This window comes from Streptomyces sp. NPDC059917 (genome assembly GCF_042730635.1).
Taxonomy (GTDB): Bacteria; Actinomycetota; Actinomycetes; order Streptomycetales; family Streptomycetaceae; genus Streptomyces.
Window position 1 is genome coordinate 104,650 of record NZ_JBHWLC010000011.1, and the last position, 22,466, is coordinate 127,115.

Here is a 22,466-nt window from a genome sequence, read left to right on the forward strand (position 1 = left end):
AGACCCACCGGCCCCTCCCGGCGATACGCTCACACCTCATGCCTGGAGCGCCCGCACAGCCCGACATGACGACCCAGCCCCGCCCCGTGTACGTGATCGGCGCCGGGCCGGGCGGCCTCGCCGTCGCCGCCGCGCTGCGCGCCCGGGGCGTCCGGGCCGTGGTGATCGAGAAGTCGGACCGGGTCGCCACCTCCTGGCGGGGCCACTACGACCGGCTCCACCTGCACACCACGCGCCGCCTCTCCGGCCTCCCGGGCCTGCGCATACCGCGCCGCTTCGGGCGCTGGGTCTCGCGCGACGACGTGGTGCGCTACCTGGAGAAGTACGCCGAACACCACGAGCTGGAGATCATCACCGGCGTCGAGGTCACCCGCATCGACCGCGCCCCCGGCGGCGCGGAGGCCGACGGCTGGACCCTGCACGCCACCGGCGGCCGGGAGTTGGCCGCCGCCGCCGTGGTCGTCGCCACCGGCTTCAACCACACCCCCGCGACTCCCGACTGGCCGGGCGCGGGCACGTACACCGGGCGGCTGCTGCACGCGAGCGAGTACCGCGACGCCGCCCCCTTCGCGGGCCTCGACGTCCTCGTCGTCGGGGTCGGCAACACGGGCGCCGAGATCGCCGTGGACCTCACCGAGGGCGGCGGCGACCGGCGCCGCGGCAGGCGCGGGCGCGGGGCCGCCGACCCGGGCGACCGACGGGCCGCGAGCGTCCGCCTCGCCGTGCGCACCGCCCCCCACATCGTGCGCCGCTCCACCGCCGGGTGGCCCGCCCAGCGCACCGGCATCCTGGTCCGCCGGCTGCCCGTGCGGCTCGTCGACCGGCTCGGCGCCCTCGTCGCGAAGGCGTCCGTGCCGGACCTGTCCGCGTACGGGCTCCCGCGCCCCACGACCGGCCTCTACAGCCGGGTCCGCGAGGGCGCGATCCCCGTCCAGGACGTCGGCCTGATCGACGCGGTCCGCGCGCGGACCGTCCTGCCGGTCGCCGCGGTCGAGTCCTTCGACGGCGCCGAGGTGGTCCTGGCGGACGGCTCCCGGATCGCTCCGGACGCGGTGATCGCGGCCACCGGCTACCGGCGCGCCCTGGAGGGACTGGTGGGGCACCTCGACGTGCTCGACGGGCGCGGCCGCCCGCTCGCGCGGGCCGGGCGCAGCCCCGTTTCGGCCCCGGGGCTGTATTTCACCGGTTTCACCAACCCGATCAGTGGAATGCTGCGGGAACTGGCCCTGGACGCCGAGAAGATAGCCAAAACCCTGCCGCGCCACCTCTCCTAGCCGCGCTCCCCGCCACCTTCACCAAACCCACGCACCAGCTTTCCTGCGCAGCCCTGTTCCTGACGGCCCGTCAGTTCAGTAACCTGACCATGCGTCAGTTACGGGACGGTCACCGCGCACCAGCGGTCACCGCGACGGCCGGCAAGGCGGTCAAGGCCGTCGCCGAGGCAGTCAACGAGGCAGTCATCGAGCGGGAAGCGGGCGGAACGATGCTTGGATCTACTCACGGCACCCTCACCACTCACTTCCGCGCCAGGGTCGAGGCGTGCGGCGAGACCCCGCGGACCGCCGTCCACTCCACGACGGCCCCCGACGCGGAAGGCGCGGACCCGGCCGCCGCCGCCGTCGACGTCAGCGGCCGACCGCTGCACGCGGACGTGCCCGACCTGGACCGGTTCTTCCGCCCCGAGTCCGTCGCCGTCATCGGCGCCTCCGACGCCGAGGGGCGCCCCAACACCGGCATCACCCGCCAGCTCATCGCCTGGGCGGACCGCGTCGGCGCCCGCCTGCACCCCGTGCACCCCACCCGCACCACGGTCTTCGGCCTGGCCTGCCACGCCTCCGTCGCCGACCTGCCCGAACAGGTGGACCTCGCGGTGCTCCTGGTCGCCGACCCGCTGCCCGTCATCGAGGAACTCGCCGAATCCAAGGTCAAGTTCGCGGTGGCCTTCGCCTCCGGCTTCGCCGAGACCGGCGACGCGGGCGCGGCCGCCCAGGCCCGGCTCGCCGCCGCCGTCCAGCGCTCCGGACTGCGCCTGCTCGGCCCCAACACCAACCTCAACGCCTTCGAGGAGTTCCGCGAGGACCTCGACGGCCCGGCGATCGCGCTCATCACCCAGTCCGGCCACCAGGGCCGCCCCGTCTACACCCTCCAGGAGCTCGGCATCCGCCTCTCCCACTGGGCGCCGACGGGCAACGAGGCCGACCTGGAGACCTCCGACTTCATCTCCTACTTCGCCGAACAGCCCGAGGTCGGGGCGATCGCCTGTTACGTCGAGGGGCTCAAGGACGGCCGGTCCTTCCTGCTCGCCGCCGACCGGGCCGCACGGCGCGGCGTACCGGTCGTCGCCGTCAAGGTGGGCCGCACCGAGACCGGCGCGCGCATGGCCGCCTCGCACACCGGCAAGCTCACCGGCGCGGACCGGGTCGTGGACGCGGCGATGCGCCAGTTCGGCGTGATCCGGGTCGACGGGCTCGACGAACTCCAGGACACCGCCGCCCTACTGGCCCGCGCGCGCAAGCCGCTGGCCGACGGCGTCGTCGTCTACTCCATCTCCGGCGGCACGGGCGCCCACTTCTCCGACCTCGCCACCGAGGCGGGGCTGAGCCTGCCCACCCTCGGCCAGGCCAAGCAGGACGAGCTCCACCAGTGGATCCCGGAGTACCTGAACGTCGCCAACCCCGTCGACAACGGCGGCCACCCCGTCGGCGACTGGCGGGGGCGGAAGATCATCGACGCGATCCTCGCCGACCCGTCCGTGGGCGTCCTCATCTGCCCCATCACCGGGCCCTTCCCCCCGATGAGCGACAAGCTCGCGCAGGACCTCGTCGACGCCGCCGAGGAGAGCGACAAGCTCATCTGCGTCATCTGGGGCTCCCCCGTCGGTACCGAGGACGCCTACCGCACCACCCTCCTCGGCTCCTCCCGCGTGGCCACCTTCCGCACCTTCGGCAACTGCATCACCGCCGTACGGGCCTACCTCGGCCACCACCGCTTCACCGCCGCCTACCGCTCCCCCTTCGACGACGCCCCCCGCACCCCCTCCCCCTCCTACCGCAAGGCCCAGGCCCTGATGCGCCCCGGCCAGCAGCTCAGCGAGCACGCGGCGAAGCAGCTGCTGCGCGCCTACGGCATCCGGGTCCCGCGCGAACAGCTCGTCACCAGCGCCGCCGCCGCCGTCCGCGCGGCCGGACTCGTCGGCTACCCGGTGGTGATGAAGGCCTCGGGCCCCCAGCTCGCCCACAAGACCGAACTCGGCCTGGTCAAGGTCGGCCTGACCTCCGCCAGCCAAATACGCGACGCCTACCGCGAACTCACCGACATCGCCCGCTTCGAGAACATCCCCCTCGACGGCGTCCTCGTCTGCCAGATGGTGGAGAAGGGCGTGGAGATGGTCGTCGGCGTCACCCAGGACGACCTCTTCGGCCCCACCGTCACCGTCGGCCTGGGCGGGGTCCTCGTCGAGATCCTCAACGACACCACCGTCCGCGTCCCGCCCTTCGGCGAGGACCAGGCCCGCGCCATGCTGGGCGAACTCCGCGGCCACGCCCTCCTGGAGGGCGTCCGCGGCGCCCCGCCCGCCGACGTCGAAGCGCTGGTGGAGGTCATCCTGCGGGTCCAGCGGATGGCCCTGGAACTCGGCGGCGAACTCGCCGAACTCGACATCAACCCCCTCATGGTCCTCCCCCGCGGCCAGGGCGCCGTGGCCCTCGACGCCCTCGCCATCTGCCGCTGAGAGCCTCCCGGTCCCGCCGACGCCTTGGAGCGACGAACCCCATGAACGAGGTCCTGCACCACACCGAGAACGGCGTCTCCTGGATCACGCTGAACCGCCCCGACGCCATGAACGCCCTCACCTGGGACCAACGCGAGCACATCATGACCCTGCTCGCCGCGGCCTCCGCCGACCCGGCCGTGCGCGCCGTCGTCATCACCGCCACCGGCAAGGGCTTCTGCGCGGGCGCCGACCTGCGCGGCTCCCCCGCACCCGCCGGCGAACGGGTCGCGGGCGACGTCGCCCGCATGATCCGAAACGGTGCCCAGCGCTTCATCACCGCCGTCATGGACTGCGAGAAGCCGGTCATCGCCGCCGTCAACGGCACCGCCGCGGGCATCGGCGCCCACCTCGCCTTCGCCTGCGACCTCGTGCTCGCCGCGGACTCGGCGCGCTTCATCGAGGTCTTCGTCCGCCGCGGCCTGGTCCCCGACGGCGGCGGCGCCTACCTGCTCCCCCGACTCGTCGGCCCGCAGAAGGCGAAGGAGCTGATGTTCTTCGGCGACGCCCTGCCCGCCGCCGACGCCGAACGCCTCGGCCTCGTCAACCGGGTCGTCCCGGCCGACGACCTGGCCGGCACCGCCCGGGAATGGGCGGAGCGCCTGGCCCAGGGCCCGACCCGCGCCCTGGCCCTGACCAAGCACCTGGTCAACGCCTCCCTGGACGGCGACCGCGCCACCGCGCTGGCCGCCGAGGCCACCGCCCAGGAGATCAACATGACCACGGCGGACGCGAACGAGGGCGTGGCCAGCTTCGTCGAACGCCGCACCCCGAAGTACCGGGGCGTCTGACCGCCGCGCCCCGCCCCGGCGAGGTCCGCCCCGCCGGGGCTCAGCCCTGCCGGGGCTCAGCCCTGCCGGGGCTCAGCCCTGCCGCGGGTTGGGCTTGAGCAGAGCGAAGACCGCCCCGCTCGGGTCCGCCAGCCAGGCGATCCGACCGACGTCCGGCACATCGGCGCCCGGCATCAACACCGAACCCCCACTGGTCCGCGCGGTGTCCACCACGGCGTCCACGTCGGCCACCGCGAAGTACGGCACCCAGCGCGCGTTCGTCTCCCCCTCCATCAGCGGCGCCACCCCGCCGAAGGACCCGTCCTGCTGGTCGCCGTCGGCGATGCTCACCACCCGGTAGGTCATCCCCGGCACGTCCATCTCCTGCGAACGCCAGCCGAAGAGATCGCGGTAGAACGTGACGGCCGCGACCGGATCGGCCACATGCAGCTCCACCCAACACACCGTGTTGTCGACCGAGGTCAGGCCCAGCCCCGCCGTCCTGCCCGGCTTCCAGACCGCGAAGTCCGCGCCCTGTTGGTCGGTGTACTGCGCGAGCCACCCCTCACCCATCACGTCCATCGGCTCCACGCGCACCGCGCCCCCGCCGTCCCGCACGCCCTGCGTGGTCGCGTCCGTGTCCTGCGTCTTGAAGTACACGGTCCACGCGGAGGTCGCACCGGGGTCCAGGGACCCGACGGCCGCGACGGTCTTCCCGTCGACCTGGAAGAAGCCGTACCCGCCGGTCTCCGGCCCGAGCAGGTGGAACTCCCAACCGAACACCGCCCGGTAGAAGGCCGCGGCCCGCGGGATGTCCGGACTGCCGAGGTCGATCCAGTTGGGCGATCCGGTGCGGTAGTCGGTACCGAGCATGGGTTCCTCCTGCGATGCGGGTGCGGTGTGTGCGCTGCGAGTGCCACGGGGCCTCGTCGAACCGCCTACGAGGTCTCGCCGCGAGCGCTAGGCGTATGTACGACTACACGCCCGAACACCCCCGCCACGCCGCCCACCCGTGCCCCGCCCACCCGCATTCACCCGCCCGGAGGTACACCGCCCGCAGCCCGTCAGCCCCCACGCACCGGCGGAGCCGCTACCGGCAGGACCCGCCAGCTCGGCTCCAGGGGTATGAGGTGGCCGGTCGTCGAGCGGAGATCCTCGCGCAGGCCCGCGCGAGTGAGCAGGGCCGGAAGGTGCGCGGCGGCATACCGCTCGTGCGCCTCCGGGCCGGACCACAAGGTGGTGACCAGGTAGCGATGGCCGCCGAGCCCCGTGACGACTCCGGCGAGCATGCCCCCCGCCGCCATGCCCGGCGCCCACACCTCCCGCTGCACCTCCATGAAGTGCTCCTCCCGACCCGGGACCAGACGGCAGTCGGCGACCCTCAGCAGCGTCGCGTCCTCCAACGCCTGCGCCAGATCCGCCGCGTCCCCCGCCATCTCCAGGACGCTCTCGCCCCCGGCCGTCTCGATGCCGGTGCAGCTGCCCGCCTGCCCGCTCCCCGCGAACACCTCGTCGTGCCGGTCGTCCATGAACCGCCCGTACGCCTCGACGTCCTCCCACAACCCCAGGACATGGGCCCGCCCGCCGGCAGCGTCCCAGCCGCCCACCTGCCCGACCAGCCCGGGCTGGTCACCGATCACCGCCCAAGCGCGCTGCCCCGCGGAAAACCCCTCCCGCGCACCCTCCGGCACACCACAGCCGATCCACTTCCCCCACATGCCGCCCAGCCCCTCCCCACCCGTTCCCATGCCTTCCCCGACACCAACGATCATCGGCCCGAGGCCCGGGGTAGCGTCAATCACCCTCGAGTAGCAGACCCCACCCCCTACGCGAGAAGTACCCCCACAGCAGCAGCGACGACCGACCACCTGGCCGGACCCCTGCACCCCGCGCTCCTGCCCCCACAGGCGTGCGCCGACGTCCTGCGAACCCACCTGCGCGATCTCTCACTACCCGCAACCACTCCGCGCCCAGCACACTGACCACAGCAACGCCCACCGCCATCAGGCCCGAGGACGGCCTGTCACTGGGCCAGGGCAGACTGCGCGAATGAGCGAGAGAGCCGACGCGATCCGTCCCGGTCCCGGTCCTACGTGGGTGGAGTCCATGGGTGGACCGCTGATCGTCGTTCCCGTGTCCGCGCTGCACCAATGGGACGGCTGCACCAAGGAAGGCGTGATCCTCGGTGGCACCGACGAACCAGACGACTACGACCGAGCCTGCGCGGTCGAGGAGTACGCCGCAGTGATCAGCCTGGGCGACACCGGCACCGCGTCCGCACTGGTGCTGGGGGACGAGGCCGCCAGCACCTGCTACCTGCCGGAGCAGAAGCTCTTCCTGCGGTGGCTGGCCGCCGACTCCGACACCGAACTGCTCGCCGCCGCAGCGGCCGTCCTGAGCGACCCGGCGACCCCTTGGGAGGACTGCGGAGTCTGGGAAACCGATGGCCCCGCGGTCCTCATGGATTCCGCAGAGGCGGGTAAGGACCTCGGCGCGCCCTACCCCGACGGCAGAGGACAACCGGACGAAGCGCCGGTCGACGTATCCGCAGGACGATGGGAAGTCCGCGCCTGCCACAAGACCGGCGAGTTCCCCTGGGTCGGCGTAGTCCAGCTCCTACCAGCCACTGCTCCACCGAGACCCCGCACGTGACCCCGCACCACCGGAACCCCAGCGCTCCACGGCTCCCGGCGAGACGACTGCGTTCACCGCCCGGAACCCCGGGAAGTGGTCCTGTCCCCCCCTGCCCTTCCGTCGGGGGCTTCCCGCCCCCGCCCCCGCCCCCGCGCGGGCTGCCTTACCCTCACCCCCATGACCACTCCGCTGAACTCCCGCATCGTCCTGCACCAGATGGTCGTGGACGCCCGCGATCCGGGAGCGCTCGTCCGGTTCTGGGCGCGGTTGCTCGGTGGGGAGCCGGTGGACCGGGCGCGCGGGTGGTCGCACGTCGATCTGCCCGGGGGCGTGCGGTTGGCCTTTCAGCCCGTGCCCGAGGAGAAGGCCGGGAAGAACCGCCTGCACCTCGACGTCCGCGCGGACGACATCGGGACCGCCGTCGCCGCCGCGCTCGCCCTGGGCGCGGCGGCGACGGGTGAGACCGTCACCGACGACCAGGGGTCCTTCCAGACCATGCGCGACCCCGAAGGAAACGAGTTCTGCGTGGTCACCGCCTGACCACCCACCCGCGGCACTCACCCACAGCACCCACCCGCAGCACTCACCCGCGCCGCAGGATCCGGACCTCGTCCGGGTCGACGCCGTACGCGGCGAACAGTTCGGGGTGGTCCCGGTCGCCCGCCACCTGCCAGTCGTACGCGTCGTCGCACGACGGGAGGGTCACCGTGACGCCGTCGCGCACGAAGCGGGTTTCGTGCCGACCGGCGGACCCCTCCTCCCGGAACTGCCACGTGCCCGTACCCGTGCAGCGCTCCCCTCCGACCTCGCGCCCCGGCCCCACCCGCGGCAGGCGTTCGGCGGTGGCCGAGCCGTCGGCTCGCAGCGTCAGTCGCGCCCCGTCGTCACCGGTCCACCGGGCGACGTACTCCGTACGCTCCAGCCGGGGCGGCTCGTACGTCCTGATCCAGCCGGCCTGGTCGGCGATGATCCCGCCGCCGAACCCGAACAGCAGGCCGAAGCCCAGCAGCCAGCCCGCCGCCCGCATCACCGTCCTCCCCGAGGCCCCGCGCCGGGCCGCGTGGGCGACCCCCGCAAGCGGGAGCACACCGAAAGCTGCCGCCCAGGCCCACACCTGCGCGTAGGGCGCCGCGCCCACCCGGGCGAGGGGCCAGGCATAGCCCGCCGCCAGGAGCACGAGCCCCGCCGCCGCCCACCAGCGGGCCCGCGTCTTCGTCCGGGCCGCGCCGGTCCGCGCCAGGGCGGTCACCGGCCAGGTGAACACGAGGGAGTGCAGGAAGCCCGCCAGGACCGCGGCGAGGGGGCCCAAGCAGCAGATCCCGATGGCGGCGATACCACCGCCCAGACCGAGGCCGTAGTCGTCCCGCGTGTCGATGGTGATGAGCCACCACAGCCACCACAGGACGAACTGGGCCCCGGCGATCGCGCCGCCTCCCCGCAGGATCTGGCCCTCGCGGAGGTTCCTCGCGCCCCCCTGCTCCGCACCTTCCGTCCCACCCGTCACCCGGAGCCCCCACTCACCGCCTGAACGCGTTCAATTCCTCCGGACCCTACACCTCATCACCCACCCCCCCTCCTCGCCCCTCCCCGCCCCTTCCCATCTGACATACCGTCAGGTTCAATCGTTCTCGTGATGGGACACGCAGGGATGGCGGCCACCGTCGTCCGATACCTCAGGTCCGCCGGGCACCCGGGATCCGCCACCTCCCCCGCCGGGGTCGACGCGCATCCGCGCCCCGAGCTGCGGGCCGTCGGCGACGACGAGCGCGCGCCCATCGATCCGGCCGAATTCCGGTCCGTCATGGGCAACTTCGCCAGCGGCGTCACGGTCATCACCGCGCCCGCCGCGGAGGGCGAGGACACCCCGGCCGGCTTCGCCTGCCAGTCCTTCGCATCACTGTCGCTCGACCCGCCACTGGTGACCTTCATGGTCGCCCGTACGTCGACCACCTGGCCGCGGATCGCGCGCGCCGGGGTGTTCTGCGTCAACATCCTGGGGGCCGAACAGGGCCTGCTGTGCCGGGCGTTCGCGGTCAGCGGGGCCGACAAGTTCGCCGGTGTGGTCCACCACCCCGCCCCCGTGACCGGCTCGCCCCAGCTGGACGCCGTACCGGCGTGGATCGACTGTCGCATCCACGCCGTGCACACCGGCGGCGACCACCTGATCGTCGTCGGCCGCGTCGAGGCGATGGGCGCCGCGGGCGAGGACGGCCCGCTGCTCTTCCACAAGGGGAAGTTCGGCCGCCTCAGCCAGTGACCCGCGCCCCCGCCCGCGGGCGGACGAGGAGCACCCGGCCCAGGTCCAGCACGCTCAGGCCGAACATCAGGACGCCCAGCGGCACGTGGTACGTCGGCACGTGCGCGATGCCGAGCACCACCTGGACCGAGGCGAGGACGAGGAAGCCCGACGCGTACAGGGTCGGGCGCGCCGAGCCGCCGCCCGGGCGCCACGCCAGGACCGCGGCGAGCAGGTACAGCATCGAGGCGCCGTACATCACGCGCGCCCCGACTCCGTGCAGCGTCTCGCCGTAGGACGTGGCCAGCAGCAGTCCGGCGGTGGACGCCTGGAAGAAGATCGACAGGGTCTGGAGGGCGATCGAGACCCGCACGAACCGCGCGAACCTGCCCGAACCCTCGCGCGCCCCGCCCTGAACTTCCTGCGTTCCCACCGGTGTTGCCGTCGCGTGCGTGCTCATGATGCGGTCCCCTCGTCTGCCTCACGGCGGTGGATCGGTACTCTCTCGATGGTCCGACGAGACGGGCCCGCGAAATGTGAGGTGAGCGCCATGACCAGCAGCAACACCACCCACAGCGCCGACCGCGACCTGAGCCTCATCGTCGGCGAGCGGCGGCGGCTCACCAACCTCGCCTACCGGCTGCTCGGTTCGCTGGCCGAGGCCGAGGACGCCGTGCAGGAGACCTACGCCCGCTGGTACGCGATGTCCCCGCGGCGGCAGGAGGCGGTCGAGTCCCCGGGCGCCTGGCTGACGACGGTCGCCGGACGGATCTGCCTGGACGTGCTCGGCTCGGCGCGGGTCCGGCGCGAGCGCTACGTCGGCGAGTGGATACCCGAGCCGTTGCCCGACCGCACGGAGTGGTTCAGCGGCCGCACGGGCGGCGGGGACCTGCCGGACGACCCCGCCGACCGGGTCACCCTGGACGAGTCGGTGAACATGGCGTTCCTCGTCGTGCTGGAGTCGATGACCCCGGCCGAGCGCGTGGCGTTCGTACTGCACGACGTCTTCCGGTACCCCTTCGGCGAGATCTCCGACATCGTCGGCCGCACGCCCGCGGCCTGCCGCCAGTTGGCGACCTCGGCCCGCCGCCGGGTGCGCTCCGCGCAGGTGCCACCGCTCCCCACGGCCGGTCAGAACGAACAGCCCGGCCGGAGCGAACGGCCCGCGCGACCCGGGCAGCCCGGTCGCCCCGGGCAAGCCACCCTGGTCCGGCACTTCAAGGAGGCCTGGGAGGCCAAGGACATCGAGGCCCTCGTCGGCCTGCTCGACCCCGCGGCCACGATGACCGCCGACGGCGGCGGCGCGGTCGGCGCCGTCCTGCACCCGGTCGAGGGCAGCGAGCAGATCGCCGCGTACCTGATCCACATCGCCGACAGGGCCCCCGGGTTGACCCTCCTGGAGCGGACGGTCAACGGCGTGCCCGGGCTGGTCGCCCAGCACTCCGGCGTGACCGTGACCGTGGCGGCCTTCGACCTCACGGACGACGGCCGCGTCCGCCGCATCTGGGCGGTCCGCAACCCGGACAAGCTCCGCCCCTGGAACACCCCCCGACCGGGAACGCAGTAGGCGGGGGCGGGGCGGGACCGCAGGAGGTCCCGCCCCCGCCCCTCAGAAGGTCAGGACCCCCCGCGCCACGCGCCCGTGGTGGGCGTCGTCCGCCGCCTTCGCGAAGTCCTCGACCGGATAGGTCTCGGTGACCAGTTCGTCCAGCAGCAGCCGGCCCTGGCGGTACAGCTCGGCGTAGAGGGCGATGTCGCGCTGGGGGCGGGAGGAGCCGTAGCGGCAGCCCATGACCGTCTTGTCCAGGTACATGGACGAGACCAGGAACGACGCCTCCTCCTTGAAGCCCGGCACGCCCAGCAGGATCGCCTGGCCGTGGCGGTCGAGCAGGTCGATCGCCTGGCGGATCAGCTTGACGTTGCCCACGCACTCGAAGGCGTGGTCCGCCCCCGTCGGGAGGACCTCGCGCACCGCCGCCGAGGAGTCCGCCACCGCCGAGGCGTCGATGAAGTGCGTGGCGCCGAACTGCCGGGCCACCGCCTCCTTCGCCGGATTGGCGTCCACGGCCACGATCGTCGTCGCGCCCGCGATGCGGGCCCCCTGCAGGACGTTCAGGCCGATCCCGCCGGTGCCGATGACGACCACCGACTCGCCGCGGTCCACCTTGGCCCGGTTCAGCACCGCGCCGACCCCGGTCAGGACCCCGCAGCCGATCAGCGCGGCCGAGGTGAAGGGGATGTCAGCGGGGATCTTCACGGCCTGGACGGCCTTGACGATGGTCCGCTCGGCGAAGGCCGAGTTGGACGCGAACTGGTACAGCGGCTCGCCTCCGCGCGAGAAGGGCCTGCCCGGCATCCCGATGGCCTTGCGGCACATCGTCGGCCGGCCCCGGTCGCAGTCGGCGCAGGCGCCGCAGTTCGCGAGGGTGGACAGCGCCACGTGGTCGCCCGGGCCCACGTGCGTGACGCCCGCGCCGACCGCCTCCACGACCCCGGCGCCCTCGTGCCCGAGGACCACCGGCGGCGGGAAGGGGATCGTCCCGTCGATCACCGACAGGTCGCTGTGGCACAGCCCGGCCGCCTTGATGGCGACGAGCACCTCCCCCGGCCCGGGATCCCGTACCTCCAGGTCGTCGACCACCTGGGTCTGCTTGCCGTCGAACACGACGCCTCTCACCTGGACTCCTTAGGCAGGCCGAGCACGCGCTCGGCGATGATGTTCCGCTGGATCTCGTCCGAACCGCCGTAGATCGTGTCGGCGCGGGTGAACAGGAACAGTCGCTGCGCCTCGTCGAGGCCCAGCTCGTACGGAGTCCCGCGCGCCCACGGCGCGGACCCGGCGGTGGCCTGCGCGCCGCGCACCGCCACCGCGAGCTCGCCGAGCCGACGGTGCCAGCCGCCCCACAGCAGCTTGGCCACGCTGGGCGCGCCCGCGTCCGGCGCGGCCGCCCCCAGGGTGCGCAGCGCGTGCCACCGCATGGTGCGCAGCTCGGCCCACTGGGTGACCAGCCGATCGCGCAGGACCGGGTCGCCGGCCTGTGCGGAGGTCAGGAACGCGGCGACCACCCGCTCCAGTTCGGCGGCGAAGCCGATCTGCTGGACCAGGGTGGAGACCCCGCGTTCGAGGGCGAGCAGACCCATGGCCACGGCCCAGCCGTTGCCCTCGCCGCCGACCACTTCGTGGGCCTCGGCGCCGTCGAAGAAGACCTCGTTGAACTCGGCGGTCCCCGACATCTGCCGGATGGGCCGGACCTCGATCCGGCCGGGCTGGTCCATCGGCAGGAGGAGGAAGGACAGCCCGTGGTGGCGCCGCGAGCCGGACTCGGTGCGGGCGAGCACGAAGCACCAGTCGGCGTCCCGGGCCAGCGAGGTCCAGATCTTCTGGCCGGTGACGCGGTGGCGGCCGTCCGCCGGGTCCCGCACCGCGCTCGTGCGGATCCCGGCGAGGTCGGAGCCCGCGCCCGGTTCGCTGTAGCCCTGGCACCACAGCTCCTCGCCGCGGGCGATGCCGGGCAGGAAGCGGTCCCGCTGCTCCCGGGAGCCGTGGGCGATCAGGGTCGGCGCGAGGAGGTTCTCGCCGATGTGGCCGACCCGGCCGGGCGCGCGCAGCGCCGCGTACTCCTCGGCCCACACGACCTGCCCGGTGAGGGAGAGCCGGCGCTGCCCGTAGGCGCCGTCGGGCACGTCCCAGCCCTGGCCGATCCAGCCGCCCCGGCCGAGCTCGCGCTCCCAGGCGCGGCGCTCGGCCACGCCCTCGTGCTCGCTGCCGGGCCCGCCCAGTCCGCGGGCCCCCGCGTACGGTCCCACGAGGTGCTCGCGGAGCCAGTGCCGCGCGTCGGCGCGCAGTTCCTCGTCCGCCGCCCCGAAGCCGAAGTCCATGGGAGCTCCTACGCGTTGGGGCGGTCCTTGGCGGCCGCCGCCTTGGCCATGGCCTCCAGCTGCGCCAGCATCGGCATGGGGTCGGTGCCGACGGTCCCCGGGAGGAAGTCGGCGATCTTCTCGGGGGTCCAGGAGCCTTCGGCGTATCCGGCGCGCAGTTCGCGCGGCTGCGCCCAGACCGCGATCTTGGGTCCGGCGATCGTGTACACCTGCCCGGTGATCCTCTCGCCGCCGACCGCGACGGCCCGGTCGCTGAGCAGGTAGGTGACCAGTGCGGCCACGTCCTCCGGTTCGCCGATCTCCTTGAGTTCCATCGGTACGTTCGCCGACATCCGGGTCCGGGCGACCGGGGCGACGGCGTTGGCGGTGACGCCGTACCGGTTGAGGCCGAGGGCGGCGGAGCGGACGAGGGAGATGATCCCGCCCTTGGCGGCGCTGTAGTTGGCCTGGGCGACCGAGCCCTGGTGGTTGCCGCTGGTGAAGCCGATGAGCGTGCCGGTGCCCTGCTTGCGCATGACGGCGGAGGCGGCGCGGAAGACGGTGAAGGTGCCCTTGAGGTGGGTGGCGACGACGGGGTCCCACTCCTCCTCGGACATGTTGAAGAGCATCCGCTCGCGCAGGATGCCCGCGACGCAGACGACGCCGTCGATCCGGCCGTAGCGCGCGAGCGCGGTGTCCACGATGCGCTGGCCGCCCGCCATGGTCGAGATGTCGTCGGCGACGGCGACGGCCTCCCCGCCCGCGGCGAGGATCTCCTTCACCACGCCGTCGGCTATCTCGCTGGTGGGCTCGCCGCCCTCGATGCCGACGCCGTAGTCGTTGACGACGACCTTGGCGCCCTCGGCGGCGGCCGCGAGCGCGACCGCCCGCCCGATGCCCCGGCCCGCGCCCGTGACGGCGACGACCTTGCCTGCCAAGAAGTTCCCCATGTCCGGCCCCTTCCCGCTGTTTCTGACGGACCGTTAGATTCTATGGGCAGTCAGATGCGCCAGCACAAGCCCCAGTCCATAAGGAGTGACGAGACCCATGGGCCTGCCCCCCGAGTTCCACGACATCGCCAAGCGCGTCAACAACTGGGGCCGCTGGGGCGCCGACGACGAGATCGGCACCCTGAACCTGATCACCGACGAGGTGGTGCGCGCGGCCGCCGCCGAGATCCGCACCGGACGCCGGATCCCGCTCGCCCTCCCACTGAAGGAGGACGGCGTCCAGGCGGGCATGATCCCGGGCCGGATCAATCCGCTGCACACGATGGTGCAGATCAACCAGGAGATCTTCGGCCCGGGCACGGTGGCGTGCAGCGACGACGCCGTGACCATGGGCCTGCAGTCGGCGACGCACTGGGACGCCCTGACCCACGTCTCGCACTCGGGGAAGATCTACAACGGGCGCCCCGCCGACACCATCACCGCGCACTCCCGCGCCCAGTTCAGCGGCATCGACAAGGCCGGCCACATCGTCTCGCGCGGGGTGCTGCTGGACGTGGCCCGCGCCAAGGGCCTGGACCGGCTGCCGGGCGGGCACGCGGTGACCCCGGAGGACCTGGTGGAGGCGGAGGAGTTCGGCGGGGTCACGGTCCGGCCCGGCGACATCGTGCTGGTGCGCACCGGGCAGGTCCAGGTCTACCTGGCGGGCGACAAGCACGGCTACGGCTATCCGTCGCCCGGGCTGTCCGTCCGCACGCCCGAGTGGTTCCACGCGCGGGACGTCGCGGCCGTCGCGAACGACACCCTGACCTTCGAGATCTTCCCGCCGGAGATCGAGAACCTGTGGCTGCCGGTGCACGCCCTCGACCTGGTCGAGATGGGCATGCACCAGGGCCAGAACTGGAATCTCGAAAAGTTGTCCACAGCCTGTGGAGAAGAGCGGCGGTATTCCTTCCTGCTCTCCGCGATGCCGGAGCCCTTCGTCGGCGGGACGGGCACGCCGGTCGCCCCGGTCGCCATCCTCTGACCCTCACGGACGGCGTCCGACCCTCACGGACCGCGTCCGACCCTCGCGGACGGCGCAAGCCCCGCACGGACGGCGTCCGGGGGCGTCGACTGTGGGTGGCGGCGTACATTCGTGCACGCCCCGAGCGCCGCACGGCAGCCGCCACCCAACGACCCGCACTCGTCAAGGTCTGCCCTTGGCGTCCCCTCGCGACGAATCGCTCCCCCAAGGGTGATCAATGCATGACGGTCCGTCAACACCTCGTTAGAGGTACACGCGCGGTTCCCGTACCTGGTCACATTTTTCGGAAACTTCCTCGGCGGGGCCGCCGAGGCCCCCCGCGGAGCCCTCCCCGGCGCAGTCGATCTCGCACCAGATCTGCTTGCCGGAGCCCTCGCGCTGCCAGCCCCAGCGGTCCGCGAGGCCGTCCACCAGCTCCAGGCCGCGCCCGTTGGTGTCGTCCCCGTCGGCGTGCCGGGGGGCGGGCGGGCGGTCGCTCGCGTCGGCCACCTCGACCCGGACCGCCGGGCCGCCGAAGAGCATCCGCAGCACGGCCGGGCAACCGGTGTGCACCACCGCGTTGGTGACCAGCTCCGAAATCAGCAGGAGCAGGGTGTCCGCGAGCGGCTCGTCGTCCCCCATTCCACATCCGGCCAGGCGGGACCGGGCCCACCTGCGCGCTCGGCCGACCTCTGCGGGATCCGGCCCGACCTCAAGCTGAACCTGAAGCACCTGCACCGCTCACACCACCCGAACCGGCGGACACATCGCCTCGCGACAGTACGGGATCACGGTCCGTGATCCCCTTGCCGAGCAGCATGGTTGACATACAGTCACCACAACAAGCGCTTCGGGCATATTCCAGCGCGAAGGAGTAGGCGTGCTGCATACTGTGCGACGCCCGCGCCGCTCAACCGCTCGCATTCGTCGGAGCGTACCGGAGCACGCGACCGACTCCGGTCCGTAGCGAGGGGGGCGAAGGACACAAACCGATATCAACTCTCTGTAATCGGACATGCGTCCTGCGCCGTCCCAACCGTTACAGCGCTCCGGGCCGCCTCACGGCAGCAGGGCGCCCAGCTCCCGCGCCAGCAGTTCCTCCGCCTCGGCCGCCGTGCGCCACTGCTCGGCCCGCACCCACGCCCGCTTCAGGTGCAGGTGCACGTCCGCCTCCCAGGTGAACCCCATCCCGCCGTGCACCTGGAGGCAGTCGCGCGCATTGCGCACGGCCGCCTCGTCGGCCAGCAGCTTGGCGCCCGCGATCTCCCCGGTGTCGCCCGTCACCGCCGCCGCGTAGACCGCCGTACGGGCCACCTCGCCCCGCACCAACATCTGCGCGCACAGGTGCTTGACGGACTGGAAGGCCCCGATCGGCTGCCCGAACTGCTCGCGCTCCTTCGCGTACCGCACCGCCAGCTCGCAGGTCCGCAGCGCGCTGCCCACCTGGAGGGCCGCCGTCAGCAGGGCCCCCTCGTCCCGCAGCGCGGCCGACGGCGCGCCCGCGGACCCCGGCCCCGGCGTCCGGTACAGGGGCGTCAGCGGATCCACGGACCGCACCGGCACGCAGCCGCCCGCCGGCCACGGGCCCTGCGCGGGACCTCCCCCGGGGTCGCCCGGGGGAGGTCCCGCCCCCAGCACCGCGTCCGCCTCGCCCAGGTACGCGACGAAGGGGCCGTCCAGGTCGAAGGCCGTCACCACCGCGGCGCCCTGCGCCGCGCCCGGCACCACCCCGGCCGCCAGGTGCGTGGCCACCAGCGGCCCCGGCAGCAGCACCCGCCCGGCCTCCTCGAAGACCAGCACGGCCTCCGCGAGCCCGAGCCCCACGCCCCCGTCCGGGCCGCCCTCCGGCAGCCGCAGCGCGAAGAACCCGGCCTCGCCCAGCTCCCGCCACAGCACCCGGTCGACCACGCCCGCGCCGTCCCGCTCGGCCGCGTCCACCGACTCCCGCAGCGCCTCGCGCCCGTACCGCCCCGCCAGCAGCTCCCGCACGCCCGCGCGCAGGTCCCGCTGGTCCTCGGTCAACTGGAAGTCCACGGTCCCTCACCGGCCCTTCGGGAGGCCGAGGATCCGCTCGGCGACGATGTTCCGCTGGATCTGCGAGGTCCCGGCCGCGATCGTGTAGGAGAGCGAGGAGAGCCGGTCCAGGGTCCACTCCTCCTCCAGCGACAGCGCCCCGCCCGCCGCGCCCAGCACCTCGGCCGCCGTGTCGTACAGCTCCTGGCGGGCGTGCGAGTAGCGCAGCTTGAAGACGGAGCCGCCGATGCCCGGGACCCCGCCGGAGCGCGTCGACTCGCTCACGTTCCACTGGGTGAGCCGCCACAGGGCGCCGAACTCCCCGTACAGCCGCCCCAGCCTGCGCCGCAGCACTGCGTCGTCCCAGCGCCCGTTCGCCTTGGCGGTGCGGGCCAGCGCGGCCAGCGTCCGGCGGCAGGCGACGACCTCGCCGACGAAGGCGGTGCCGCGCTCGAAGGACAGGGTGACCATGGTGACGCGCCAGCCGTCGTTCTCGGCGCCGACCCGGTTGCCGACGGGCACCCGTACCCCGTCCAGGAACATCTCCGCGAACTCGGTCGACCCGGCCAGCGTGCGCAGCGGCCGCACGCTCACCCCGGGCGCGTCCATCGGCATCGCGAGCCAGGTGATCCCGCGGTGCTTGGGCACGCTCGCGCTGACCGGTTCGGTGCGCACCAGCAGCTCGCACCAGTCGGCGACCTCCGCGTGCGAGGTCCAGATCTTCGACCCGGTGATCACGTACTCGTCGCCCTCGCGCACCGCCTTCGTGCGCAGGGAGGCCAGGTCCGAGCCCGCGTCGGGCTCGCTGAAGCCCTGGCACCACACCTCGTCCCCGCGCAGCACGGGCGGCAGCCAGCGGGCCCGCTGCTCGGCGGTGCCCTCGGCCGCGATCGTGGGCCCGGCGTGCAGCAGCCCGACGAAGTTGGCCCCGACGTACGGCGCCCCGGCCCGCTCGGTCTCCTCCAGGAAGATCAGGTGCTGGGTCGGGGTGGCGCCGCGGCCGCCCGCGTCGAGCGGCCAGTGCAGACCGGCGTATCCGGCGTCGTACAGCCGCCGCTGCCAGCCGAGGTCGTAGGAGCGGCGGCCCGGCCAGTCGTCGGGGGACGGCCGGGCGGGCAGTTCGGGGAGCGTCTTGCCCAGCCACTCGCGCAGCCGGGCCCGGAACTCCCGCTCCTCCTCGGTGTAGGTGAGGTCCACCGCGGCTACCGTCCCGCCGGGCGCCGGTCGCGGTCGAGGTCGAGGCCGAGCATCCGGATGGCGTTCCCGCGCATCAGTTTGTAGACGGTCTCCTCGTCCAGTCCCTTGACGTGGTCGAGGGCGACCTCCTTGGTGTGCGGGAAGGTCGAGTCGACGTGCGGGTAGTCGGTCTCGAAGGTGGCGTTGTCGCGCCCGACGACGTCGAGCGAGGCGATGCCGTGCTTGTCGCGGAAGAAGCAGCAGAACATCTGCCGGTAGTAGTAGGTGGAGGGCGGTTCGGGGATCAGGTCGCGGACGCCGCCCCAGGCGCGGTGCTCCTGCCAGACGTCGTCGGCGCGCTCCAGGGCGTAGGGGATCCAGCCCATCTGTCCCTCGCTGTAGGCGAGTTTGAGGGTGGGGAACTTGACCAGCACGCCCGAGAAGAGGAAGTCCATCATCGAGGCCATCGCGTTGTTGAAGCTGAGCGAGGCCTGGACGGCGGGCGGCGCGTCGGGGGAGGCGGCGGGCATCTGGGAGCTCGACCCGATGTGCATGTTGATGACCGTGCCGGTCTCCTGGCAGACCGCGAAGAAGGGGTCCCAGTAGCCGGAGTGGATGGACGGCAGCCCGAGGTAGGTGGGGATCTCGGAGAAGGTCACGGCGCGCACCCCGCGGGCCGCGTTGCGGCGGATCTCGGCGACCGCGAGGTCGATGTCCCACAGCGGGATGATGCACAGCGGGATCAGCCGTCCGCCGCTGTCGCCGCACCACTCCTCGACCATCCAGTCGTTGTACGCGCGCACGCAGGCCAGGGCCACTTCCTTGTCGTGGGCCTCGGCGAAGGTCTGCCCGCAGAAGCGGGGGAAGGTCGGGAAGCACAGGGAGGCCTCGACGTGGTTGAGGTCCATGTCGGCGAGCCGGGCCTTGGGGTCCCAGCAGCCGCGGCGCATCTCGGCGCGGGTGATCCCTTCGAGGGTCATGTCGTCGCGGTCGAAGCCGACGGCGGCGATGTTGCGCTTGTACGGGAACTTGAGGTCCTCGTAGATCCACCAGTCGGTGGGCGGTCCGTCGGGGTCCATGGTGATCACGTACTTGCCGCCGGTGTAGGCGAGTTCGCCGATGCCCGCGGTGAGCGCCTTGGGCCCGCGGTCGCGGTACTTGGCCGGGAGCCAGACGTCGAAGAGGTGCGGGGGCTCGATCACGTGGTCGTCGACGCTGATGATCCGGGGCAGTTCCATGTATCCGGTTTCCCCTCGCTGGCATCCGATGCATCTGATGGGTCGTCAGAAACAAGCTAGCTCCGCCACCCCTGGACCGACAAGCGCCGGAGCCCTACGCTCTGCGCTGTATCTGACGTCCCATCAGAAATGGGCCGCGCGCCGAGCCGGGGAGGCCGGGAATGACGGACGACACCGCGAGGGACAGCGCCACGGACACCGCACGGGACCTGGAGCGCTCCCCCACCCTCTGGGAGCTGATCGCACGCCGCGCCGCCCTCACCCCGGACGCCCCCGTCCTCGTCGAGGCCGCCGAACGCCCCGCCGACGACCGGACCCTGACCTTCGGCGCCCTGCGCGACCGCGCCAAACGCGTCGCCGCGGGCCTGTACGCCATGGGCGTGCGCCCCGGCACCGTCGTCGCCTGGCAGCTGCCCACCCGCATCGAGACCGTGCTGCTCTCCGTCGCCCTCGCCCGGATCGGCGCCGTCCAGTCCCCCGTCATCCCCTTCTACCGGGACCGCGAGGTCGGCTTCGCGCTGCGCGAGTCCAAGGCCGAGTTCTTCGCCGTGCCCGGCGTCTGGCGCGGGTACGACCACACCGCGATGGCCGAACGGCTCGGCGCCCGCGGCATCTTCGAGGCCTACGCCGACCTCCCCGACGGGGACCCGGCGCTCCTGCCCCCGCCGCCCGCCTCCGGAACCGACGTCCGCTGGATCTACTGGACCTCGGGCACCACCTCCGACCCCAAGGGCGTCCTGCACACCGACCGCTCCCTGATCGCGGGCGGCTCCTGCCTCGCCCACGCCCTGCGGCTGGGCCCCGCCGACGTGGGCTCGATGGCCTTCCCCTTCGCCCACATCGCCGGGCCCGACTACACCGTGATGCTGCTCCTGTACGGCTTCCCCGCGGTGCTCTTCGAGAAGTTCGCGATGCCGGACGCGCTGGCCGGGTACCGGCGCCACGGCGTCACCATCGCGGGCGGCTCCACCGCCTTCTACTCGATGTTCCTCACCGAGCAGCGCAAGGCCCCCGGCGTTCCGCTGATCCCCACCCTGCGCCTGCTGGCCGGCGGCGGCGCGCCCAAGCCGCCCGAGATCTACCACGCGGTCGTCCGCGAGCTGGGCTGCCAGCTCACCCACGGCTACGGCATGACCGAAGTCCCCATGATCACCATGGGGTCACCGCTGGACAGCGCCGAGAACCTCGCCACCACCGAGGGCCGGCCGCCCGCGGGCATGTCCATCCGCATCACCGCCCCCGACGGCAGCCCCCTGCCCGCCCGCACCGACGGCGAGGTACGGCTGCGCGGCGAGGCCGTCTGCCGCGGCTACCTGAACCGCGACCAGAGCGCCGAGGTCTTCGACGCCGACGGCTACCTGGTCACCGGCGACCTCGGCCACCTCACCGAGGACGGCTACCTGGTGCTCACCGGCCGCAGCAAGGACGTCATCATCCGCAAGGGCGAGAACATCTCCGCGAAGGAGATCGAGGACCTCATGCACCGGCTGCCGGGCATCGGCGACGTGGCCGTCATCGGCCTGCCGGACCCGGAGCGCGGCGAACGCGTCTGCGCCGTCGTCGAACAGCCGCCCACCGCCGCGCCGTTGACGCTGGCCGAGGTCACCTCGTACCTGCGGGCCGAGGGCCTGGCCACCCACAAGCTCCCCGAGCAGCTGGAGCTGGTGGAGGCCCTGCCCCGCAACGACGCCCTGCGCAAGGTCCTCAAGTACCAGCTGCGCAAGCGCTACGCGTAGGGCGCCCCGCGCCCCCTCAGCCCGCCGCCCCCTCGGCACCGGCGTCCAGCGCGGCCAGGTCCCGCGCGGAGAGCCGGACGGCCCCGGCGGCCACGTTCTGGGCCAGGTGGTCCAGGTCGCCGGTGCCGGGAATGGCCAGCACGTGCGGGCCCTGGTGCAGGGACCAGGCCAGCCGGACCTGCGCCGCGCTCACCCCGTGGGCGCGGGCCACGGCGCGCACGGCCCCGTCGCCCGTGCCGTCGGGGGCGTAGCCCTGCTCGCCGCCACCACCGGCGCCCGCCGTGCGGCCGGTGCCCGCGATCGCGTAGAACGGCACGAAGGCGACGCCCTGCTCGCCGCACTCGCGCAGGAACCGCGCCTGGGCCGGGGCGCTGCCCAGTCCGAAGGCGTTCTGCACGCAGACCACCGGCGCGATGGCGCGGGCCTCGGCGAGCTGGTGGGGGCGGACGTTGGACAGTCCCAGGTGCCGGATCAGTCCCGCCGCGCGGAGGTCGGCCAGCGCCCCGAACCGCTCGGCGACCGAGTCCTCGCCCACCACGCGCAGGTTCACCACGTCCAGGTGGTCCCGGCCGAGCTGGCGCAGGTTCTCCTCCACCTGGCCGCGCAGCTGCGCCGGGGTGCGGGCGTGCTGCTCCCACTCGCCGCTCGCGTCGCGGCCCGGGCCGACCTTGGTGGTGACGACGACGTCGTCGGCGTACGGCGCCAGCGCCCGGTTGATCAGCTCGTTGGCCGACAGGAGCCGCGAGAAGTAGAACGCGGCGGTGTCGAAGTGGTTCACGCCCAGCTCGACCGCCCGGCGCAGCACCGCGACCGCCTGGTCGCGGTCGCGCGGCACGGCGTCGGCTATCAGCGCCTCGCCGGTCTGCGGCAGCCGCATCGTGCCGAAGCCGATCCGGTTGACCTCCAGGTCGCCGAGCATCCAGGTGCCGGCCGCCGCCGCGGTGATCGGAGCGCTGATCGGGGCGCCGATCGGGGCGGTGGTGATCGGGTTCGCGTGCGGGGTCACGTCTGAAGCCGCTGTCGCGGTGGGGTACGAGGTCATGCCGCAATGATCGTCAGTCGATAGGGTGACCGCCAAAGATT

The 22,466-nt window shown here is 73.0% G+C and carries 21 protein-coding genes; 9 read left to right on the plus strand and 12 right to left on the minus strand.

Annotated elements, in window-relative coordinates:
• Positions 1-38 precede the first annotated feature (38 nt).
• The 3 genes from ACFWAR_RS09675 to ACFWAR_RS09685 all read left to right on the plus strand — a co-directional run bounded on the left by ACFWAR_RS09675 (position 39) and on the right by ACFWAR_RS09685 (position 4,560).
• Positions 39-1,274, plus strand: coding sequence for a flavin-containing monooxygenase (locus tag ACFWAR_RS09675; RefSeq protein WP_385774884.1), 1,236 nt, complete (start codon positions 39-41; stop codon positions 1,272-1,274).
• A gap of 209 nt (positions 1,275-1,483) precedes the next feature.
• Positions 1,484-3,730 (plus strand): acetate--CoA ligase family protein, encoded by a 2,247-nt coding sequence (locus ACFWAR_RS09680; protein WP_385774975.1) that lies wholly within the window; start codon positions 1,484-1,486, stop codon positions 3,728-3,730.
• Positions 3,731-3,771: 41 nt separating this feature from the next.
• On the plus strand, positions 3,772-4,560 hold the full coding sequence (locus ACFWAR_RS09685) for an enoyl-CoA hydratase/isomerase family protein (RefSeq protein ID WP_385774886.1): 789 nt from the start codon (positions 3,772-3,774) through the stop codon (positions 4,558-4,560).
• Positions 4,561-4,632: 72 nt separating this feature from the next.
• Here ACFWAR_RS09685 and ACFWAR_RS09690 read toward each other — a convergent pair whose 3' ends face one another.
• Positions 4,633-5,412 carry a VOC family protein gene (locus ACFWAR_RS09690; protein WP_385774888.1) on the minus strand — a complete coding sequence of 260 codons (780 nt, stop codon included), beginning with the start codon at positions 5,410-5,412 and terminating at the stop codon, positions 4,633-4,635.
• A gap of 191 nt (positions 5,413-5,603) precedes the next feature.
• Complete coding sequence (locus ACFWAR_RS09695) at positions 5,604-6,311, minus strand: DUF4937 domain-containing protein (RefSeq protein WP_385774890.1); 708 nt, start codon at positions 6,309-6,311, stop codon at positions 5,604-5,606.
• A gap of 277 nt (positions 6,312-6,588) precedes the next feature.
• Here ACFWAR_RS09695 and ACFWAR_RS09700 point away from each other — a divergent pair, with 277 nt between their 5' ends.
• Both ACFWAR_RS09700 and ACFWAR_RS09705 read left to right on the plus strand, forming a co-directional pair.
• Positions 6,589-7,191, plus strand: a complete 603-nt coding sequence (locus ACFWAR_RS09700; RefSeq protein ID WP_385774892.1) for an Imm21 family immunity protein — start codon at positions 6,589-6,591, stop codon at positions 7,189-7,191.
• Positions 7,192-7,350: 159 nt separating this feature from the next.
• Positions 7,351-7,713 carry a VOC family protein gene (locus ACFWAR_RS09705; RefSeq protein ID WP_385774894.1) on the plus strand — a complete coding sequence of 121 codons (363 nt, stop codon included), beginning with the start codon at positions 7,351-7,353 and terminating at the stop codon, positions 7,711-7,713.
• Between the two features lie 43 nt (positions 7,714-7,756).
• Here the strand turns inward: ACFWAR_RS09705 and ACFWAR_RS09710 are convergent, their stop codons facing one another.
• Positions 7,757-8,677 (minus strand): hypothetical protein, encoded by a 921-nt coding sequence (locus ACFWAR_RS09710; RefSeq protein WP_385774896.1) that lies wholly within the window; start codon positions 8,675-8,677, stop codon positions 7,757-7,759.
• A 129-nt stretch (positions 8,678-8,806) separates the two neighbouring features.
• Between ACFWAR_RS09710 and ACFWAR_RS09715 the strand changes: the two genes are divergently transcribed.
• Positions 8,807-9,430 (plus strand): flavin reductase family protein, encoded by a 624-nt coding sequence (locus tag ACFWAR_RS09715; RefSeq protein ID WP_385774977.1) that lies wholly within the window; start codon positions 8,807-8,809, stop codon positions 9,428-9,430.
• Here the strand turns inward: ACFWAR_RS09715 and ACFWAR_RS09720 are convergent.
• Positions 9,420-9,869, minus strand: a complete 450-nt coding sequence (locus tag ACFWAR_RS09720; protein WP_385774898.1) for a hypothetical protein — start codon at positions 9,867-9,869, stop codon at positions 9,420-9,422. The genes ACFWAR_RS09715 and ACFWAR_RS09720 overlap by 11 nt on opposite strands.
• A gap of 90 nt (positions 9,870-9,959) precedes the next feature.
• Between ACFWAR_RS09720 and ACFWAR_RS09725 the strand changes: the two genes are divergently transcribed.
• Positions 9,960-10,976, plus strand: coding sequence for a sigma-70 family RNA polymerase sigma factor (locus ACFWAR_RS09725; protein ID WP_385774900.1), 1,017 nt, complete (start codon positions 9,960-9,962; stop codon positions 10,974-10,976).
• Between the two features lie 42 nt (positions 10,977-11,018).
• Here ACFWAR_RS09725 and ACFWAR_RS09730 read toward each other — a convergent pair whose 3' ends face one another.
• The 3 genes from ACFWAR_RS09730 to ACFWAR_RS09740 are packed head-to-tail and all read right to left on the minus strand — an operon-like array spanning position 11,019 to position 14,217.
• Positions 11,019-12,086, minus strand: a complete 1,068-nt coding sequence (locus ACFWAR_RS09730) for a Zn-dependent alcohol dehydrogenase (protein ID WP_385774902.1) — start codon at positions 12,084-12,086, stop codon at positions 11,019-11,021.
• Positions 12,083-13,288, minus strand: coding sequence for an acyl-CoA dehydrogenase family protein (locus ACFWAR_RS09735; protein WP_385774904.1), 1,206 nt, complete (start codon positions 13,286-13,288; stop codon positions 12,083-12,085). The genes ACFWAR_RS09730 and ACFWAR_RS09735 overlap by 4 nt, the downstream gene beginning before the upstream one ends.
• Positions 13,289-13,296: 8 nt before the next feature.
• Positions 13,297-14,217 (minus strand): SDR family NAD(P)-dependent oxidoreductase, encoded by a 921-nt coding sequence (locus tag ACFWAR_RS09740; protein WP_385774906.1) that lies wholly within the window; start codon positions 14,215-14,217, stop codon positions 13,297-13,299.
• 97 nt (positions 14,218-14,314) lie between these two features.
• On the opposite strand from ACFWAR_RS09740, the gene ACFWAR_RS09745 reads away from it, so the two are divergent.
• On the plus strand, positions 14,315-15,241 hold the full coding sequence (locus ACFWAR_RS09745; protein ID WP_385774909.1) for a cyclase family protein: 927 nt from the start codon (positions 14,315-14,317) through the stop codon (positions 15,239-15,241).
• A 243-nt stretch (positions 15,242-15,484) separates the two neighbouring features.
• Here the strand turns inward: ACFWAR_RS09745 and ACFWAR_RS09750 are convergent, their stop codons facing one another.
• The 4 genes from ACFWAR_RS09750 to ACFWAR_RS09765 all read right to left on the minus strand — a co-directional run bounded on the left by ACFWAR_RS09750 (position 15,485) and on the right by ACFWAR_RS09765 (position 19,647).
• Positions 15,485-15,958, minus strand: a complete 474-nt coding sequence (locus tag ACFWAR_RS09750) for an ATP-binding protein (RefSeq protein ID WP_385774911.1) — start codon at positions 15,956-15,958, stop codon at positions 15,485-15,487.
• Positions 15,959-16,279: 321 nt separating this feature from the next.
• Positions 16,280-17,254 carry an acyl-CoA dehydrogenase family protein gene (locus ACFWAR_RS09755; protein ID WP_385774913.1) on the minus strand — a complete coding sequence of 325 codons (975 nt, stop codon included), beginning with the start codon at positions 17,252-17,254 and terminating at the stop codon, positions 16,280-16,282.
• Between the two features lie 6 nt (positions 17,255-17,260).
• Positions 17,261-18,430 carry an acyl-CoA dehydrogenase family protein gene (locus ACFWAR_RS09760; protein WP_385774915.1) on the minus strand — a complete coding sequence of 390 codons (1,170 nt, stop codon included), beginning with the start codon at positions 18,428-18,430 and terminating at the stop codon, positions 17,261-17,263.
• A 5-nt stretch (positions 18,431-18,435) separates the two neighbouring features.
• On the minus strand, positions 18,436-19,647 hold the full coding sequence (locus ACFWAR_RS09765; RefSeq protein ID WP_385774917.1) for an amidohydrolase family protein: 1,212 nt from the start codon (positions 19,645-19,647) through the stop codon (positions 18,436-18,438).
• Between the two features lie 161 nt (positions 19,648-19,808).
• On the opposite strand from ACFWAR_RS09765, the gene ACFWAR_RS09770 reads away from it, so the two are divergent.
• Entirely contained in the window at positions 19,809-21,383 is a 1,575-nt protein-coding gene (locus ACFWAR_RS09770; protein ID WP_385774919.1) for a class I adenylate-forming enzyme family protein, read from the plus strand.
• Between the two features lie 16 nt (positions 21,384-21,399).
• Here the strand turns inward: ACFWAR_RS09770 and ACFWAR_RS09775 are convergent, their stop codons facing one another.
• Positions 21,400-22,302, minus strand: coding sequence for an aldo/keto reductase (locus tag ACFWAR_RS09775; RefSeq protein WP_385774978.1), 903 nt, complete (start codon positions 22,300-22,302; stop codon positions 21,400-21,402).
• Positions 22,303-22,466 lie beyond the last annotated feature (164 nt).